At 62.7% G+C, this 16,146-nt stretch carries 18 protein-coding genes and 1 tRNA gene; 6 read left to right on the top strand and 13 right to left on the bottom strand.

Annotation, left to right across the window (positions count from 1 at the left end; all coding sequences use genetic code 11):
* The first annotated feature begins 125 nt into the window (after nucleotides 1-125).
* From CVO77_RS03690 to CVO77_RS03670, 5 genes are all read left to right on the top strand, one after another.
* Nucleotides 126-2,312, top strand: a complete 2,187-nt coding sequence (locus tag CVO77_RS03690) for a TonB-dependent receptor (protein WP_105997945.1) — start codon at nucleotides 126-128, stop codon at nucleotides 2,310-2,312.
* 66 nt (nucleotides 2,313-2,378) lie between these two features.
* Nucleotides 2,379-2,849 carry a DUF3237 domain-containing protein gene (locus tag CVO77_RS03685; RefSeq protein ID WP_105997944.1) on the top strand — a complete coding sequence of 157 codons (471 nt, stop codon included), beginning with the start codon at nucleotides 2,379-2,381 and terminating at the stop codon, nucleotides 2,847-2,849.
* A 193-nt stretch (nucleotides 2,850-3,042) separates the two neighbouring features.
* On the top strand, nucleotides 3,043-3,618 hold the full coding sequence (locus CVO77_RS03680) for a DUF1214 domain-containing protein (protein WP_105997943.1): 576 nt from the start codon (nucleotides 3,043-3,045) through the stop codon (nucleotides 3,616-3,618).
* Nucleotide 3,619: 1 nt separating this feature from the next.
* Nucleotides 3,620-4,147 (top strand): DUF1254 domain-containing protein, encoded by a 528-nt coding sequence (locus CVO77_RS03675; protein ID WP_105997942.1) that lies wholly within the window; start codon nucleotides 3,620-3,622, stop codon nucleotides 4,145-4,147.
* 44 nt (nucleotides 4,148-4,191) lie between these two features.
* Nucleotides 4,192-4,268 (top strand) — tRNA-Arg (locus CVO77_RS03670).
* A gap of 171 nt (nucleotides 4,269-4,439) precedes the next feature.
* Here the strand turns inward: CVO77_RS03670 and CVO77_RS20970 are convergent.
* Entirely contained in the window at nucleotides 4,440-4,940 is a 501-nt protein-coding gene (locus tag CVO77_RS20970; protein WP_146130817.1) for a hypothetical protein, read from the bottom strand.
* Between the two features lie 18 nt (nucleotides 4,941-4,958).
* Nucleotides 4,959-7,406 (bottom strand): hypothetical protein, encoded by a 2,448-nt coding sequence (locus tag CVO77_RS03655; RefSeq protein WP_105997939.1) that lies wholly within the window; start codon nucleotides 7,404-7,406, stop codon nucleotides 4,959-4,961.
* 56 nt (nucleotides 7,407-7,462) lie between these two features.
* On the opposite strand from CVO77_RS03655, the gene CVO77_RS03650 reads away from it, so the two are divergent.
* A complete protein-coding gene (locus tag CVO77_RS03650; protein WP_146130816.1) occupies nucleotides 7,463-7,852 on the top strand; it encodes a hypothetical protein in 390 nt (129 codons plus the stop codon).
* Here CVO77_RS03650 and CVO77_RS03645 read toward each other — a convergent pair.
* From CVO77_RS03645 to CVO77_RS20965, 11 genes are all read right to left on the bottom strand, one after another.
* Complete coding sequence (locus CVO77_RS03645) at nucleotides 7,836-10,250, bottom strand: GNAT family protein (protein ID WP_105997937.1); 2,415 nt, start codon at nucleotides 10,248-10,250, stop codon at nucleotides 7,836-7,838. The two genes, CVO77_RS03650 and CVO77_RS03645, sit on opposite strands and share 17 nt — an antisense overlap.
* Nucleotides 10,250-12,289 carry a hypothetical protein gene (locus CVO77_RS03640; protein ID WP_105997936.1) on the bottom strand — a complete coding sequence of 680 codons (2,040 nt, stop codon included), beginning with the start codon at nucleotides 12,287-12,289 and terminating at the stop codon, nucleotides 10,250-10,252. The genes CVO77_RS03645 and CVO77_RS03640 overlap by 1 nt, the downstream gene beginning before the upstream one ends.
* A gap of 3 nt (nucleotides 12,290-12,292) precedes the next feature.
* Nucleotides 12,293-12,970, bottom strand: a complete 678-nt coding sequence (locus CVO77_RS03635) for a hypothetical protein (RefSeq protein WP_105997935.1) — start codon at nucleotides 12,968-12,970, stop codon at nucleotides 12,293-12,295.
* Entirely contained in the window at nucleotides 12,967-13,227 is a 261-nt protein-coding gene (locus CVO77_RS03630) for a hypothetical protein (protein ID WP_105997934.1), read from the bottom strand. Before CVO77_RS03630 ends, CVO77_RS03635 begins: the two co-directional genes overlap by 4 nt.
* Nucleotides 13,224-13,745, bottom strand: coding sequence for a terminase small subunit-like protein (locus CVO77_RS03625; protein WP_192878862.1), 522 nt, complete (start codon nucleotides 13,743-13,745; stop codon nucleotides 13,224-13,226). Before CVO77_RS03625 ends, CVO77_RS03630 begins: the two co-directional genes overlap by 4 nt.
* Nucleotides 13,746-13,765: 20 nt before the next feature.
* Nucleotides 13,766-14,116, bottom strand: coding sequence for a hypothetical protein (locus CVO77_RS03620; protein ID WP_105997933.1), 351 nt, complete (start codon nucleotides 14,114-14,116; stop codon nucleotides 13,766-13,768).
* A complete protein-coding gene (locus CVO77_RS21895) occupies nucleotides 14,113-14,340 on the bottom strand; it encodes an HNH endonuclease (protein ID WP_420822540.1) in 228 nt (75 codons plus the stop codon). The genes CVO77_RS03620 and CVO77_RS21895 overlap by 4 nt, the downstream gene beginning before the upstream one ends.
* Before the next feature lie 95 nt (nucleotides 14,341-14,435).
* Nucleotides 14,436-14,849, bottom strand: coding sequence for a hypothetical protein (locus CVO77_RS03610; RefSeq protein WP_146130815.1), 414 nt, complete (start codon nucleotides 14,847-14,849; stop codon nucleotides 14,436-14,438).
* Nucleotides 14,846-15,040, bottom strand: a complete 195-nt coding sequence (locus CVO77_RS03605; RefSeq protein ID WP_197709664.1) for a MerR family transcriptional regulator — start codon at nucleotides 15,038-15,040, stop codon at nucleotides 14,846-14,848. The genes CVO77_RS03610 and CVO77_RS03605 overlap by 4 nt, the downstream gene beginning before the upstream one ends.
* Nucleotides 15,041-15,119: 79 nt before the next feature.
* Complete coding sequence (locus CVO77_RS03600; RefSeq protein ID WP_105997930.1) at nucleotides 15,120-15,317, bottom strand: hypothetical protein; 198 nt, start codon at nucleotides 15,315-15,317, stop codon at nucleotides 15,120-15,122.
* Nucleotides 15,307-16,146 (bottom strand): hypothetical protein, encoded by an 840-nt coding sequence (locus CVO77_RS20965; RefSeq protein WP_146130814.1) that lies wholly within the window; start codon nucleotides 16,144-16,146, stop codon nucleotides 15,307-15,309. Before CVO77_RS20965 ends, CVO77_RS03600 begins: the two co-directional genes overlap by 11 nt.

The raw sequence follows: 16,146 nt of genomic DNA, 5'->3' as shown, positions 1-16,146 counted from the left end.
CCTCTTGCAAGGCGGGCAATGCTGCGATATAGCAGCCTATATACTTAGCTTACTAAGTATATAGGCGCCAGCAGTCAAGCAGGATCGGACGCACGCAACGACGACAAATATATGGGAGAGAATCAATGCCCGAACAGAGGAAGAATCCGTCCGCGTGGTTGCTGGCGGGGGTCGCGGTGTTCGCGACGCCGGGCGCCGCCGGCGCGCAGGAAGCGGCGGATGACGCGAGCGGCGACATCATCGTCACCGCGCAACGCCAGGAACAAAAGCTGCAGGATGTCCCCGTTTCGGTAACCGCGTTCGGTTCCGACCAGCTGCGCACCGGTACTATCGAAACGATGGCCGACATCGCGACCCGTACCCCGGGACTCAGCGTCAGCGCGGTCGATCCGACCAACACCAATTTCGCGATGCGCGGCATCGGCAGTCCGCCGGGAATCAGCCAGAATGCCGGCGGTGATCCGTCGGTCGTCGTCTTCGTCGACGGCGTCTATGCAGGGCGCGGCGGCACCCCCGATCTCGACGCGCTCGACCTCGAACGCATCGAAGTGCTGCGTGGGCCGCAGGGAACTTTGTTCGGCAAAAATGCGATCGGCGGGCTCGTCCAGTTCGTCAGCCGCAAACCGTCGGCCGACAACAGCTTTTTCTTCGAGGGCACCTACGGCAATTATGACAAGGTCGGCGTCGTCGCGCGCGGCAATATGGCGCTGACCGACAAGCTTTTCCTGTCGGCGGGCCTCTCGCACAAGCAGCGCAACGGCTATGAATTTAACGAAACGACCGGGCATGACGTCAACGACCAGAATCTGACCACGGGGCGCGTCGCGCTGCGCTTCGTGCCCACCGATACGCTCGACATCATTCTGCGCGCCGACATTTCGCATCAGGACCAGAAGGGCAATCCGCGCCACAATAATTGCGACGCCAGCTTCCAGGGCGGCGTCCATTGCGTGGGGATCAATCCCGATCCGCGCGTCGTCAACGCCTATACCGACGGGCTGATCAAGCGGACGATCAAGGGCTATTCGGCCGAAATCAACCTCGACCTGCCGTTCGGCACGCTCACGTCGCTGACCGCGCTGCGCGAGGTCGATTTCGAGTTCGAGACGGCCTTCTTCAGCAACCCGGTCAATCCGCCGACGCAGATCGAATCGACCGACTTCGGCGAGGAGAACAGCAGCCAGTTCAGCCAGGAGCTGCGGCTGGCGTTCGAAGCGTTCGATGGCCGCCTCAGCGGCCAGACCGGCGTATATTATCTCAAAGAGAATATCGATCGCATACAGGGGCAGATCCAGCAATTCCCGACCCCCGCAATCTCGGGCGTCGGTCTCTATCCGCAATCGGTCAACGCGCGCAGCTTTGCCCTATTCGGGCAGGTCGATTATGAAATCATACCGTCGCTGACCGCGACCGTCGGCGCGCGCATGACGTGGGAACGCAAGAGCGGCCGCTTCGCGGGCTTCAAGATCGACGATGGTCCGGGCCTCCCGCCGCCGTTGGGATCGGTCGTCGGCTATGATGTGACGGGCGCCAAGAGCTGGAAGGCCTTCACACCCCGCTTTGCACTGAACTGGAAGGCAAGCGACGACATTCTCCTCTATGCGTCGGTCGCGCGCGGTTACAAGAGCGGCGGCTTCCAGGGATTGTCGGGAACCGCGGCGGGCGCATCGACCCCCTATGATCCCGAATTCGCCTGGGGTTATGAGATCGGCGCCAAGACCGACTGGTTCGACCGCAAATTGCGGCTGAACGTCGCGGCGTTCCAGACCGACTATTCGGACCTTCAGATCTCGCAGCTTGTTCCGCTGTGCTGCGTCGTCGTCAGCAATGCGGCCAAGGCCCGCATCCGCGGCGCCGAGGTCGAGTTTGCCGTCCGTCCGGCCCAAGGGCTGCAGATCGACGGCAGCTATGCCTATCTCGACGCCAAATTTACCGAATATTCGATCCCGGGGCAGGCTTATACGGGCAACCGTCTGCCGCGCTCGCCGAAGAACAAGTTCAACGTCGGCGGACAATATGAAGCGCCGATCGGCGACCTGACCGCGAAGTTTCGCGTCGATTACAGCTGGGTCGATGACGCCTATTTCGAGGCATCCAACATCCCGCAGCAATTGTGGCCGAGTCACGATAATCTCGACGCGCGGTTGTCGATCGCCGGTCCCGATGAGCAATGGGAATTGTCGGTATGGGGCAAGAATCTGACCGACGAGCTCGTGCCGACCTATGTTACCTATTTTGGCCCGTTCCGGCAGATCCTGACCCCCTATGCACCGCCGCGCACCTATGGCGTGACATTGGCGTTCAAGATCTGACCAGCGGCGCGGCGGGGTGTCCCTTCCCCGCCGCGCTTCCCGCTTTTGACCGACGAAGGAAGACCGATGCTCAAGCCAGATTTCCGCTATCTCTGTTCGTACCGCGCGGCCTTTACCGAACCGCAACAGCAGATTGGCAAGGCACATTTCGGCCGTCGCATGATCGCGGCGCTGACCGGGGGTGAACTCGAGGGAGAGCGGCTGCGCGGCCGGGTGATGCCGAGCGGTGGCGACTGGGCGACGATCGACGACAATGACACGCTGCGCCTTGACGCGCGAGTCACCTTTGAAACCCACGACGGCGCACTGATCTATGTCTCCTATCGCGGCGTGATGCGTCCGCTGTCGACCGCGCATAAACATGCGCGGGCCGGCGGACCGAAAACTGACGAAGAAAAGGCCGAAATCTATTTCCGCACGACGCCGATGTTCGAGACGGGCGATGAACGCTATCTCTGGCTCAACGATATCGTTGCGGTTGGACTGGGTGCCAGCGTCGGCGGCGCGGTGCGCTACGACGTGTTCGAACTCCTATAGGGCCGACCACCGCGACAAGGGCGATCCATTACATCGATCACGTCGGCCATCGGGCCTTACGAACAGACAGGATCGGTCGCCGCGCATTCTTGACTTCGTGAACGACCAACCGCAATCCGAAACGAACCGAGGTATAACGTCGGTGGTCTCGGGTTCGCTGGAATGACGAAAGAGGCTGAGGGGGGAAGGCGCGATGAAGAGCTGGCACCGCTATGCGATCACTCTGGTGGGCGGCATGGCGGTCGGGCTCGGCGCTGTCTGGGCGTTCATGGACGGCGGGCTCGGCGACGGTGCGATCCGGAATGGCCCGTGGACGACCTCGCTCGGCTATGGAACCAGGGCGACGGACGCGGTGACGCGCGCCAGGGTCGCGCGGTCGGGGCTGCTCGCGCTGCCGGCCGGGGAAACCCTCTATTGGCTGGCAAAGACCGACGCGAGCGGCGCGCCGCTCGACGGCCATTGCCGCTACAGCCTGTCGGGAACGCCGCTCGACGCGCGCTGGTGGAGCATCACCGTCTATGACGCCAGGGGCTATCTGGTCGATAATCCGGCGCGCATCTGGTCGGTCAACGGCGCCAATGTTGCGCTCGATGCCAAGGGTGAATGGCGGGTCATCCTGTCGCCCGACAAGCCCCGCGACGCGGCATGGCTGCCCGGCATCAAGGGACAGCCCTTTCAGCTCACGCTGCGCATGTATAATCCCGGCCCGGCCTTTCGCGCCGATCCGGCGCACGCGGTGCTGCCGCGTCTCGTGAAGGAAGGGTGCTGAGATGCGCGCGTGGTTTGGCCCCGTCCTTCTCGGCCTGTTGGCCGCCGCCGCGGCCGCGGGCATCGCGATCTTCTGCCTTCCCTATGCCTTGATGAATGTTGCGATGGACCGGCTGGGGCAGGGCGGCATCAACAGCATGTCTTACGCTCCCCCGGCGACGCCCGAGCGTCAGCCGGTGGTGCGGCCGAGCCCCGACCTCGCCTATTCGACCTGCCCCTATGATCTGTCGAAAGGGCCGCTCGCGATCGACGTCGTGCCGGTTGCGGGTCGCTATAATTCGCTCAGCATCTTCGATGCGGCGACCGACGCGATTTTCATCCGCAACGATGTCGAGGCGCAGGGGCGCCCCTATCGAATCATCGTCGCGCGGGCAGGGCAGGCGGTGCCTGCGGGCGCCGAAACCGTATATGCGAACCATGATCGCGGCATCGCGCTGATCCGCCTTTTGCTTAAGGATCCGGCGGAAATCGGAGCGCTCGATGCGGTGCGGCGCCAGTCGACCTGCCACAGGATCACAAATCGGAAATAGGGGGTTGCGCCCCCCGGCGACTGTCCGTAAAGGCACCGCTCCACGCACCCGTAGCTCAGCTGGATAGAGCACCAGACTACGAATCTGGGGGTCGGGCGTTCGAATCGCTCCGGGTGCACCATAACCTCCTGAAATTGCTAGGTTTTAATTCTCACCCCTTCAAGGGTCCGAGTTTTCATGTTGCACGGGGTTTCAACGGTTTTCGCTGATTTTCAGCGGGTTTCGGCCAGTCCGTGCAACATGGATGCAACATGGCGGGAACCGAATTTCGGTGGAGCCTGAACCTCTGAAATCATCGCGGGTGCCGGAAATCCGTATATTGCTTCGCAGCCCCGAGAAAGGTCGAAGCAACAGCAAAGCCTGTTGCGATCTTCGCTTGCTTGCTCTCAGCCCTGGCTGCGCGTCTTTCGCCTTCGAGATTCCATACGTCCATCTGCCTCGCTCGAATTTCGCGGCGGAAATTTTCCGATGAAGCGGCCGAATCCTCAGCCCCGATCATCTGAGTATCGAGGGTGACTCGCGCCGCCGATCCAGACGTGATGTCGATGTTGCCAGCCGCCATCCGCGCCTCTTGCGCGCCGACGCGCCCCGCCACCTCGCGGCCGAGCTGGCGTTGCTGATCTTGACCTCGATCGATCGCGTCGGACGCGGCCTCTCGCGCGATCTGCTTGTTCTGCTCGGCGACGCGAGCCTTATATCGCGACATTTGGCTCTGATAGATGCCGCCCTGAATCTGACCGGCTGCGGTTACAGCGGTTGACGCAATGGTGAGGGCTAAAACTGGATTGCACACGATTACTTCCTTTCCGGGTTAGTTATTTTCACCACTGAAGGCGTTGGCGAGGTCGGGCGCGCGGGATGGCGTGGAATCGCCCGGCTCCCACCACAGGCCCTGCCCATTCTCCGCTGCCCACTGCATCACGCGGGCTTCGCTCTCGCTATAATCGGGGTCATATGCCTCTGACAGCCGATCAAGGATCATCCGCTCATACGCGGCGCGCAGATACCATATGTTTCCGCCTGGCGCGTATCGCTTGAGAAATCGCACCGCTTCGCGAGCCGGGTTGCCGGGCGTGGTGCCGCCGTCTTTTCGCTCGCGATTGACGGTCCCGGTGACTGCCTTTCGCGTATCCTTCACGAGCCCATAAAACGGCCCCAGCGCGAAACCAGCGAGGCTGTCGATGCGATCGCTTTTGAAGCTGCCAACGATATCGCCGAAAATTCCGAGACCACCACCCTGTAGGGCAGCGTCACCCCAGAACTCGGCGTTGTCCATCGGGCGCGGATCGCGACCCTTGGCGATCTCACGAAGCTGGATCGAAGCCGCGCCGAACAGCGTCATCCCGATGAAGAACTGCGCCCCATAGGCCCCAGCCCGATAGGGGCCAAGCTCGCGAAGAACCTGCGCCTGCGACATGAGCAGCGAGACAGCGAAGCCTTTGAACTGGAAACTGTTGCGCAGGAACTCGCCCGTCAATGTCCCCGGCCGCGTGCCGCCCTGCATCAAGGCGCGCGCACTCGCGGTATTTTCCTGCACGGCCCGCGCCGTTTCGGCGAGGATCATTTCCTGCACCCTGTCGGCAACGCGGCGATCCTCGATGTTTCGGGCGTTGACGAATGCGGCGTTGCCACGACGCTCCGGTTCGGCTTTTCGGATGATATCCCAGTCGCTGGCGTCGATGCCGTAACGGCTCATCGATACACGAAGTGGGTCAGGCAGCGCGTCGAACGCCTTGCCCCGCAAGTCTCCGAGAGTTCCGAGAAAGTCGAGCCCGAACGCCCGCTGCCCGGCTTCGGTCAGCTTGTTGAGCCCAGCCAGGCGCAGCACGTCATCGGCAACCACTTGGGTGAATTGCGGGCCATGGGTCTCCCCATAGTATCGCGACAGTCCCAAGAGCGAATGGCTGGCATCGCGCATCCCCAGCCCGAGCCGGATCGCCAGCATGCGGTCTTCCGAACTCGCCGGGTTGAGTTGCTTGACGTAACTCCACAAGACCTTGGTCTGCGGGAGGCCGTTGAACTTGCGCGCCATCACCTGGGTGTTGATATCGCTGATGGCGGAGATGGGCGACGAACCCAGAAGCGCCGATGTCAGAATATCGCGGGTGCCGGAGATCGCCCTGATGCCGTGGTAGCTCAGCCGCTCCATCCACCCCTCCGCCAGAACCGGCACCGATGTCTCGCCCTTGAGATAGGACCAAAGCCGCTCAGTCAGTGCCCGGCCGCCCGACGCGCCGGTTACAGCACCCGGCGCCAACTTGTCGGATTGCGCCTCCATGCGATCGACAGAATCGAGCAGGAATTTTATCGTGGCGTCCGGATTGGGGCCGAAGCGTTCGAGCGAGGCAATGTCGTGCGACATGCCGCGGATATGGCCCATGATGGTCGTGAAGGCGTCGCCGCTCCCGTATTTCGCCTGATACTCCAGCCAGGCATCGCCATCCTTGAATACCAGCACGCGGGGGTAGGCGCGGGCGTTTGCGAGCTTGGGCTGGCTCATGAAAGGATCGATCGGTTCGGCGCTGAGGCCGTTCGTGCGGATCGACTCATAGGATCCCCGAAGCACCTCCTCCAACCGGGCAGGCGTCATCCGCAGGCCCGTATCGGGATCGCGCATCGCCTCTAAATCCAGCATCTCCCGAAGGTCACCGCGCCATTCCTCGTAGGCGACGCGACGGACCTTGAGCGGATCGTGCCGATGCGTGATCCCCCATCCACGCAGCTTGCCGATATTCCCCCCGGCCGCGTTGAAGCGCAGCCGGAGCGATTCGAGCGTGTTCCCGAGCGCGTCGGCAAAAGCCTTCGCACGCGGATTACCGCTCGCGTCGCCATGCAATTCCTGCATCACATCGCGCAGTCCCGCCTTGTTGCTCGCCGTGCCGAGAAAATTGCGACGGTGCGCCTCGATGAAATCCGAAATCTCGGCCTGCGCCTGAAACTCGATGTTCTCGGCGCGCGTGACGACATTCTCATAGGGCGCCTGGACATCGCGATCCATCATGGCCCGGATGGCGGCATAGGAAGAGCTTCCCCGATAGCGGGCGATGTCGTCGCGTGCCCGGCGCTGCGAGGCGGCTTGGAGCAGCGTCTGGCGCCGTTTCAATGCGGCAGCGTCGGAAAGCTGGCGCAACGTCTGCTCGCTCGCCGTGGCTGACGCCGCCTCAGGCCCCATATTCTGCCGGTAGGACTCTTCCAGCCGATCGAATAGATCAGTCATGCGCTTGGCGCGCTGCGGATCGATTTCGCCGCGCTCAACCATGCCGGGGATGCAATTACGTAGCGACATGAGGAGCCTTTCGTGCGATGAGGCTGCGCATGGGCAAACCGCTTTCGTGGATCGATAGGGACCGCCGCAACGGCCTCTGGACAGCCATAGCGCTAGGATGGTGCTTTCTCGGCTTACCGCTCGCGCTTCTTGTCTCGCGCTTCGACAAGACGGCTGGCCTCGTTGTGCTGGGTGTCGTGGTCGCCCCGCTCGTGGTGATGGCCTTGGCGGCAACCCTTGCCATCACGCTCGCGCCGTTTTTCGTCCGCAAGCCGCAAGACCGACTTTTCATCGCCCCGCTATGCGCCATCATCGGATATGCGCTCGGCGGCTGGCTGGTCGCGATCGGATATCTCGCCGCCGTGCTGATCGTGTGGGCGGGAGTATCGGCGTTCGGGGCGATCAGGAATAGTGGCTCCACGGTTAGGCTCCCCTCATAGGGACCATGCACGCGCGCGCCGCGATCAGCGCGTTGTCGTCCGCATCAAGCTCGTCGAGAACATCGGCAAGGCGAACATCGCCCCCCTCGTCGTTCACACGCATCATCTCGTCGGGATTGGCCGCGACAGCCATCCGCAGATCATGTTCAAGGCTTTGCGTTACGGTGCGCGGGCCTTCGCCATGGATCGCATCGTCATAGTGCTCGATCCCCTGAGCGCGCAGCGGTGCCGACCGCTCCCGCCACGATCGGACGAACTCGGCTCCATCGGGAGTCAGGTCGCCGCGTCCACTCATTGCATCGATCGGCAAACCTGCCTCGCGGGCGATATTATACAGGCGGGTCGCGATGCCCTTGCGGCGAATATCGGGTGAGACATAGGTGATGACACCGCCGAAATTGTCGATCGCTTCGGGGTGCGTGGGGATCAGCAACCCCGCCTTGGCGCGGCCATCGTGGCCTCTCAGCACCACGGTGGCGAAGGAGCCGTCATCCGCCTGTTCGACGCGGTAGCCGGACGGGCCGGTCTCCGGGATCATGTGCCGCGATATGATCCAGTCGTCGACCGCATCGGCCGCCACCGTCGCCCGGGTCGGCGGCTCGACCTTCCGCTCGATCGCGTCGGCGATATCACGCGCGACGCGCCGCTCGCCTGTCTTCGCCACCGGCGCCAGCTCATCCGCGCGCGCGACGGGAACATCGATCTTATAGATTGCGCCGGATTCGCCGGCCGCCGAGCGCGCGGCGGCCTCGTCATCGGTGTAGCCTCGGAATGTAGCGCCCTCGGCGTCGGGGGTGTCCGCCCTATAGAGGCGCAACGTGTCGGCATCATCGCCATCGGGCCATAGATCGAAAGCGCGAGGCTCGGCATCGTCCCATTCGCGGCGCACGGCCAAGGTCGCATCGAGATCGTCAGCATCGCGCGCACGCGAGATCGCAAGCTGCTGCTCGGCCGCGTCAACCTCGCGCTGCGCGGCCATCCATTCTTCGTCTGCGCTGAACTCATCCCGGCGCAGCGTCGGGCCATCCGGGTCGCCGCCAACCTTGCGATGCGCCCATTGAATCAGGTCTTCGGCCGTCATCCCGCGAAGAAACGGGTTTGCATCCACGGCTCGCTTACCAAGGATTCTCGATACAGGCATGTCGGGCGCTGCCCGCAAGACGGCCTTGGCTCCACCGGACCCCGCGAAATGCGCGAGATAGAGATTTCCCGGCGTCGCTCGCGCGCCGGTCGAGGCCAATGCCCGCTCGTTCTCGGCGAGCATGTCGTCCATCAATTGCTCGTTGAGCACTGGATCTCGGCGCTTCGCGGCTATCTCCGCATCGGTCAGTCCGCCCGATCCATAGCGGCGCTTGTAAAACCGGGTCCATGTCGAGGCAAGGAACTGATACGGCCCCATCGCGCCGGAGATCTCGTTGTAATCGTCTGTCGGGCTGCTCTCCGCTCGGCGGATTTTCGCCTTCACAGTCTCACGCGAGGCTTTCGGTGATACGGGGCGGACAGGGCGCGGCGGTTGCTCTCCATCGAGCACGCGCTCGGCTTCCGCCATCCGCTCGCGATGCGCCTCTGTTCCCGATCCCGGCTTGAATGGGCTGGTCGCATCAACCTGAGCCTCGCGCTCGACGACATTGACGGCTGCTCGCTCGGCTGGCGTGAGCCTTCGCTCCCGGTGTCGGCGCAGAAAGGCCGATGCTGGTTCGACGATCCCGCCTTGGATAACGGCACCCGCGACGCCCGCGACGGCTATGTTCGTTGCCGCCTCACCGGCTGTCAGCTTCTCGCCACGCTTCTCCCGCTCGCCAGCTATCATCGGCTGTTCAATGGCCTCGGTTGCGATATTGACCGCCGCCTCACCTATGATGCGCCGTGCCACAGTTGCTCCGGTGCCCCCCAGAGGCAGCGTCATCACGTTGATGGGGTCGGCTGCGGCGCCAGCGAACCCGCCCGCATATCCGGTGACAGTGCTTACCCCTTCGGTTCGCTCGAGGGTTTGCAGGTCTTTGCCGCGACGCTCTTGCGTCCGCTTGGTCACGCTCGCGCGGAAAGCATCGACCGAATCGGGAACGCCGGGCAGGAAATTCGGCTTCTTTGCCCTGATGCGGGCGATGTCGCGAAATACCCGCGCCTCCTGCACCCACGCATTGGAGTGACCGATCGCGATATATTCCGTTTCCGGCTTCCCCGTTTCAGCCTTCACCGCGTCGATCAACGGCGAATAGGCGCTAATGAGCTGGTTGATGGACTCGCCAGGCCAATCGTCTTTTGCCGTGCGCCACCCCGCGGCAAACGCCTCTCCGGGCGGCGCGGCGGGAATATCGTCGACATTCTGCGCAATCGGCAGGCCTGGCGCGTCTTCGGTGTCATAGAAGGACGTAGGATCCTGAGCGGGATTCCTCATTACTTCCTCACCGGCAATTTTGCGATGTCGAGCGCGTAGGGGCGTCCGCTTTTCGTTCCGAGCAGCCGCCCCGCGCGCGTCCGAAACCCGTAGCGTGTGCCGCCGAGTCTCACGGGCGTGAGCTTGCGCAGCTCGCTCACCGTCACGGTCTTGCCATCCGGCCACATGGCCGCATCGCTCACCGCTGCCTTGCCGGTGTCGGGGCCGGTCATGGTGGCGAGGCGGCGGAACACACCATTCCCGGTCCATCCCGGCGGGATCGAAACCCACCTACCGCCGAACTTGGAAAGGCCTCCATGCTGGACGCTGCCTTTGACCTCACCGCCAAGCGCCGCGTTGATTGCGCCGCGCCAGATGCCACTGTCCCACGCCGTCGCGCCGCGCTGACGCGCGCGCTCCGCGTAAACCGACTTCGCTGCGTCGAAAACGTCTCGCGAATAGTCGGGCGGCATTCCCGCGAGCGCTGGCGCTGCCATCCGGTTGAACTCCGATTGAGCGAGCCCGCTGTCGAAAACCTTGGCGGACGTGGCGAGGGCGTCCCTGCCGCGCAGGACTTCCAGTGCGAGCTTTTCACCCCCCGGCGAGGATATGAGGGTCGCCGCGATCCGAAACTCGCCATCGTCCTGACTCGTCAACTGGCGAGCAGCACCCTCGATCGCGCGAGGATCGCCGAAAAGCGCGATCGTGCGGAGGACTTTCAAGCGCTGCGCAGCCTCGCCGTGCAAGTCACCCTCTAGCCGCCGGACATCTTCGGCGAACAGCGGCTCTATCGCTCCGCCCTGTCGGTGCGAGGCAGCAACGGCAAACGACGCGCGGGATTTGAAACTGTCGGGATCGCTGAGATCGAGCGCGGACGCGACCTGGCCCGTCGCATATTGTTCCTGACGCATGGCGCCGCCCGGCTGGCTGAGCCGCGAGGCCGTCTGTTCCCGAACGCTGCGAAGCCCGTTGAGGCGCGACGCCTGATCGGGAGACAGCCTGCCTTGCTTCGCCTCCAATTCGGCGATGTCCTGATCGATCTGAGCGAGTGGCGCGCCGCGATAAACTTCGGACACGCGGGTTTCCCCTGCCTTCGCTCGGGCCGCCGCCGCATTCGAGGTGTCGCCGATACGAGCATAGCCATCGGCAAGTGCGATCCAGTCGGCGGACGAGCCCGCCCCCGTCTCCAATTGCGTCCGCAGCGTCTCTAGCCGCTCGCGTTCCTGCGCCTTGGCCGCCGCCGCCTGCGCGCGGGCCTCCGCCTCGACGCGGCGCTGATCGGCGGCGATGGCCTCCCTGCGGATGCGGATGCCGCTTTGCACCGCGCGGGCGTCATCGGCGGAGAAGGAATCCCTATGCTTTTCAAAATACGCCTCACCGGCATCGGGGCCGATGTTGGCGACACGGGCAAGCCCGATGTCGCGGCGAGTCTCCGACTCCCTCAATTCAATCTCGTTCTGCGCCCATTCCAGAGATCTACCGCGATTGGCTCGCTTTGCGATGATGCTTGCCGCCGTCGCGAGATGGATTTCGCTCTGCTCGTCATTGTCCCAAGCGCGACCGGCGTCTCTCAACTCGTTTTGGGTTAGCGCTATGTCAGTTTCCTCTTCGAAAACCTGGCGCTCCCGAACCACGAAATTGCCCACTTGCTGACGAAGCGATTGCATCCTCGCCGCCGCATTATCGTCAAAAAGACGTTTCGCGACGGGCGACGGCAAGCCCGCTGATATTGTGTTCGCCTCTTTGGAAAGATCCTCAAGCACACCCTCATACGCATCAAGAGCGGCCTTCCCTTGGAGGCGGAACAGCCCTTCCTCGGGGTCGTGAAGCTTCTTCTCGGCAATGCCCCCAAAGGTAAGCGCACCGGTTTTTGCAGAATATTCGGCTTTCCGCAGGTTCAAATCGTGCAGCCCTTCCGCCAGCCCGCCCATGCTCTGGCCCAGACGCTCCACCGCCTCGCCCGTGAAGTTGCGGGCCTCGGTATAGCGAAGCGGTGGAGCGTCGAGCGGCTGGACCTGAACCGACCGACCCGGTGTGGTGGGAACCTGAACTCTCGCCACGTATCATTCCTTGGTGATACGAGCGGCGGCGGCTTCTTTGAATTGGGCGCGCAGGCGCTCGTCCGCTTCCGCAATTACCGCTTCGTCGAGAATCTCGGGCGTGACCGATGCAAGCGCTGAAAGACCGCGATCCATGCCGCCGATCATATAAGGGGCTAAATTGGGAGCTGATCTCAGAAGCTTATCGAGCAAAGGGGGGAAATTCGCCGTCCCGAACGCGCCGAAATGCACAAGAGCATTTCGCACCTTCATGGTGGCTGGCTCATTATGAGCCAGCCCAAAGGCGTAATGATGAAGCATGTCCTGGGCGACACCGGCCTCGCTGACCTTGGTTTGAAGCTCGCCAAGCGTAATGGCGAGGCCAGTCAACAGCCGCATATACTCAGCAACGGCGAGGCGCACCTGCACGGCATTAGCACGGCGAGACGCTGCTGCCGATGCCTCCTTTTCCTCCTGCTCCACCTGTTCAGCTTGCTTGCGGGCAACGGCCAAACCCTGAACCTTGAGTTCAAGGACGTTCACGGCGTCTCGGGCTTTAAGCATAGCCTTCTCGTCGCCGTTCGGGAGCGCGGCGGCATATGCCGATTCGGCGAGATGCTCGCGCGCCGTGGCCAGATTATTCAACGTCTCCGCCCTGAGGACGTCTATCTGCGCGACGTTTAATTTTGCTGCCTTGGTCACTTCACTTGCTCCTCTGTCTCGATTTTAGCCTTGCCGCAGTTGCAGCATCGACCAGCGCGATGGCGAGCCTGCCTCAGCATCTCTGCGTTTCCATTGTCGGGCCGACCCGGAAGAGAGTTGATATACTCCTGCAACCGGACCTCTTCTGCCGCATCGCGTTCATCAGCGCCCTTCATCCCGCTCAGCAGCACCGTCACCTCCCGAATCTCTGCGATCTTCATCGACGCTATGATTCGCACCCATTCTTTTAGGATCATTCTTCTTCCTCCGAGCCTGCGCCGGTGCGCTTTCCGATTCCCGCAATGATCGACGCCAGGCGGGCCGCAGCCGAAGACCCGTCCCAATCGCGAATAGACGCGCCCTCCGCGTCGGCATGACGGAGCCTGATGTCATCGCCATATTTCTTCGGCGCTAGCTTGCTTGCGACCCATTTCCGGGCGTCAACGCGCAACTTCGATCGCTGGACATGCTCTGCGTCAAACACGGTGTCCTTTTCGCCGTCGCTGCGCAGCCGTTCGACATAGTCGTTGCGGCCATCGTCCGCGATCTGCAGAATTTCATCAAAGATCGCATCCGCTTGACCCTCGCGCGCGCGCGCGTATTGCTCCCGAAGCTCGGCGGCCTGGACGGTGTCCTCCGACAGCCACCGAAAGACCGTGCTCACAGACGGCATGTCAACAGCCGCACAGATGGCACGCAGACTGTCGCCCTCGATCATGCGCTCACAGATCGCGCCCATAATCTTCGCCCGATTAAGTGTCTTGGGTCTCGCCATGATGGACGCATGGCACGCATTCAGGCGGCGCTGCGAAACCTTGCACAGGTTTGAACAATCTGCCGACAGAGCGCGCGAAAGCTGGCATCTTCGACAAGCATTTGTATGGCTTCGTTCAGGGAGCGCTGGATGCTGGAATGATCGCGATTGAGAGCGCGGCCAATCTGCGGAAGGGACGCGTAAGCATGGAGCTTCGATACCAAGATTATTGCCCGCCGCAATTTCACCGTCTCTTGGTCGAGCGCTCCGCCGCGGATCAACCGGACTAGGGTCGGATCGTCCTCGGCCGCCGCAAACAAGAAGCGCACGACAGCCAAGGGGGCATCAGCATCGCGGGCGAGCTGGCGCGGATCGAGCGGGGATGCCGTCAAGCATCCCCCGCCTTTAGTTTGGCCCTGGCACGGCGCCGGGCATGGCCTATCATCGCACCCTCACGGCCCGTCTTTGACCGAGAATGGGCGAGGCAGAGGGGCTGATAGTTCGAGCGATCGTCACTGCCGCCAAGGCATTTCGGAACGATATGATCAGCGTGCGATGCCTTAGTCGTTCGGCCCGCCTGAGCGCAGATGCGGCAATTAGGCTCTTGGCGAAGCATAGCCTTGCGGATCCGGTTGTGCTTCGCCCCATATCCTCGTGCGGCGGGCGATCCCATCGGTTGCCAACGATGCGGACGTTTCGTCTCGGTCGTCATCACGCCGCCCCCGGTCCATCGCTGGCGCCTTCGACGCGATACGGCGTGTCCAGAATGCCGGCGAGGTCAACGATCGGCACGTCCAGTAGCATTGCCATCTCGCGGGCATAATAGGCCGCTTCCGCAGGTTCGGTGTGCGGGAATACAGCATGGCGCGCCCAGGGATGGCGACCGCCGCGCACCATGTCCGGCGGATCAATCCAAGGCCCAGCGGTTGCAATCCAGAACTCGTTGAATCCAAGGCCGAACCAGTGGATGATCTCGACGATCTCAACCTCCTCCGGAGGCTTCTTCAAGCTGCCGCGGAGCGACGGGAAGGGGATTACGTTCGATGTTTGCGGAGCGGGAGGAGCGCTAACATTCGCAAGGACGCGACCCCGCACGGCGGTTTCGTCATCAGGCGGCCCGCTCATGCGGCGTCTCCTTGGCCGCGCAACTTGTCGACGTAGGCGCGGATGCTCTCTGACGTGATGCGCGTAGCGCCCCTGTCGCCGCCGAGCTTGACGGCCTCCAGATCGCCGCGAGCGATCAGCTTGAATCCGGTCGTCGATCCAACACCAATGGCGCGGAAAGCGTCCTTCGTCTTGAGCAGTAATGGTTCCATGCCCGGTCCTTTCGATTAGTGGCCGGGAAAGATTGCTCGCGGCCCTATAAATCTCAAAATGGCCCGAATGTTATGGAACTCAAAAAGATGCTGTCTCGCCCCAGCCGATATGATCGCGCACCGCTTGGCGCCGATCGTCGTCGAGTTCGGCCGTGAGCAAGTCAGCGCCGATCCGGTCATGCCCAGGCGGGCGAATCAGATAGCCCCCGGCCCAAGCACCGCCGACAGCGTGCCATCGGGCGAGCCACGCGGCGGGGTCGAAGGGATCATGCTGCATTTCGTGCCTCCATGGGGAAGGATCGAGCGACCGCGAGTTGAAGCGGCATCCGATATTGGTCGGGCAGGTTCTTGCCGCTCAGGAACCTCGACAGCGTGCCGCCGGGCAAGCCAGCCTCGTGCGCGAGGCGCGATTGCGCCCCGCTCCCAGCCCATTTCAGATAGGCGAGCGCGAAGCTCCGAAGCTCGCTCATCTCCATTGCCGCAGAAAGCGACGAAATCGCGCGCGATGATTTCAGGCTACCGGAAGGGCTATCCTGACTGGGATCGGGAATGGGGGGGATATGGCTAACTATATGTGTGTTGAAAGACGGCACAGGGGGGTGACCCTCAAACCCCACTGTTTCCGTCGCGCCTGTGTGGAAACCCGACACGCGATGTTTCCCACGAGTGTGGAAACTCGACACAGGTGAGGCCGTTCGTGTGTGGAAATTCGACACGCTGGATTTTTTTGTTTCCAGTCGGCCGAGGTAGTCATGGGTCGCCGCAACCTCTCCATTTCGGCCAGTTGAAATATGGGTCAGTTCATACTCGGTGGCCCGACGCTGCCCCTTGGGGAACCGAGTTGCGCGAATGAAGCCAGCAGCTTCCAATTCCCTGATCGCGTTCGTATTCGCGGGATTGTCGCGGCTACCAATCGTGTCGGCGAGGTCGCGCATCGACAAGCCAATGCTCCCGTTGTTGAAGCCATTGAAGCGTCGCGCGATCGCTAGCCATGCCGAGATGGCCCGCGGTGTCATCGACGAATGAAGGGCATCCAAAGTGACGAACGGGACGAGCGAATATTGCCCGCCCCGCCCATCGGATTTTTGTTGGCCTTTCTTCGCCAT

Origin of the sequence: Sphingopyxis lindanitolerans, from assembly GCF_002993885.1 — a bacterium.
Taxonomy (GTDB): Bacteria; Pseudomonadota; Alphaproteobacteria; order Sphingomonadales; family Sphingomonadaceae; genus Sphingopyxis; species Sphingopyxis lindanitolerans.
Note: the sequence above shows the minus strand (reverse complement) of the source record. Positions and strands in the feature narration are given on the sequence as shown.

Bases quoted from the DNA above. Each gene is read 5' to 3' on its own strand.
- CVO77_RS03690 (WP_105997945.1), top strand. From the start codon at position 126: ATGCCCGAACAGAGGAAGAATCCGTCCGCGTGGTTGCTGGCGGGGGTC.
- CVO77_RS03685 (WP_105997944.1), top strand. From the start codon at position 2,379: ATGCTCAAGCCAGATTTCCGCTATCTCTGTTCGTACCGCGCGGCCTTT.
- CVO77_RS03680 (WP_105997943.1), top strand. From the start codon at position 3,043: ATGAAGAGCTGGCACCGCTATGCGATCACTCTGGTGGGCGGCATGGCG.
- CVO77_RS03675 (WP_105997942.1), top strand. From the start codon at position 3,620: ATGCGCGCGTGGTTTGGCCCCGTCCTTCTCGGCCTGTTGGCCGCCGCC.
- CVO77_RS03655 (WP_105997939.1), bottom strand. From the start codon at position 7,406: ATGGTTGAGCGCGGCGAAATCGATCCGCAGCGCGCCAAGCGCATGACT.
- CVO77_RS03650 (WP_146130816.1), top strand. From the start codon at position 7,463: ATGGGCAAACCGCTTTCGTGGATCGATAGGGACCGCCGCAACGGCCTC.
- CVO77_RS03645 (WP_105997937.1), bottom strand. From the start codon at position 10,250: ATGAGGAATCCCGCTCAGGATCCTACGTCCTTCTATGACACCGAAGAC.
- CVO77_RS03630 (WP_105997934.1), bottom strand. From the start codon at position 13,227: ATGATCCTAAAAGAATGGGTGCGAATCATAGCGTCGATGAAGATCGCA.
- CVO77_RS03625 (WP_192878862.1), bottom strand. From the start codon at position 13,745: ATGGCGAGACCCAAGACACTTAATCGGGCGAAGATTATGGGCGCGATC.
- CVO77_RS21895 (WP_420822540.1), bottom strand. From the start codon at position 14,340: ATGCTTCGCCAAGAGCCTAATTGCCGCATCTGCGCTCAGGCGGGCCGA.
- CVO77_RS03610 (WP_146130815.1), bottom strand. From the start codon at position 14,849: ATGAGCGGGCCGCCTGATGACGAAACCGCCGTGCGGGGTCGCGTCCTT.
- CVO77_RS03605 (WP_197709664.1), bottom strand. From the start codon at position 15,040: ATGGAACCATTACTGCTCAAGACGAAGGACGCTTTCCGCGCCATTGGT.
- CVO77_RS03600 (WP_105997930.1), bottom strand. From the start codon at position 15,317: ATGCAGCATGATCCCTTCGACCCCGCCGCGTGGCTCGCCCGATGGCAC.
- CVO77_RS20965 (WP_146130814.1), bottom strand. From the start codon at position 16,146: ATGGCGAAGAAAGGCCAACAAAAATCCGATGGGCGGGGCGGGCAATAT.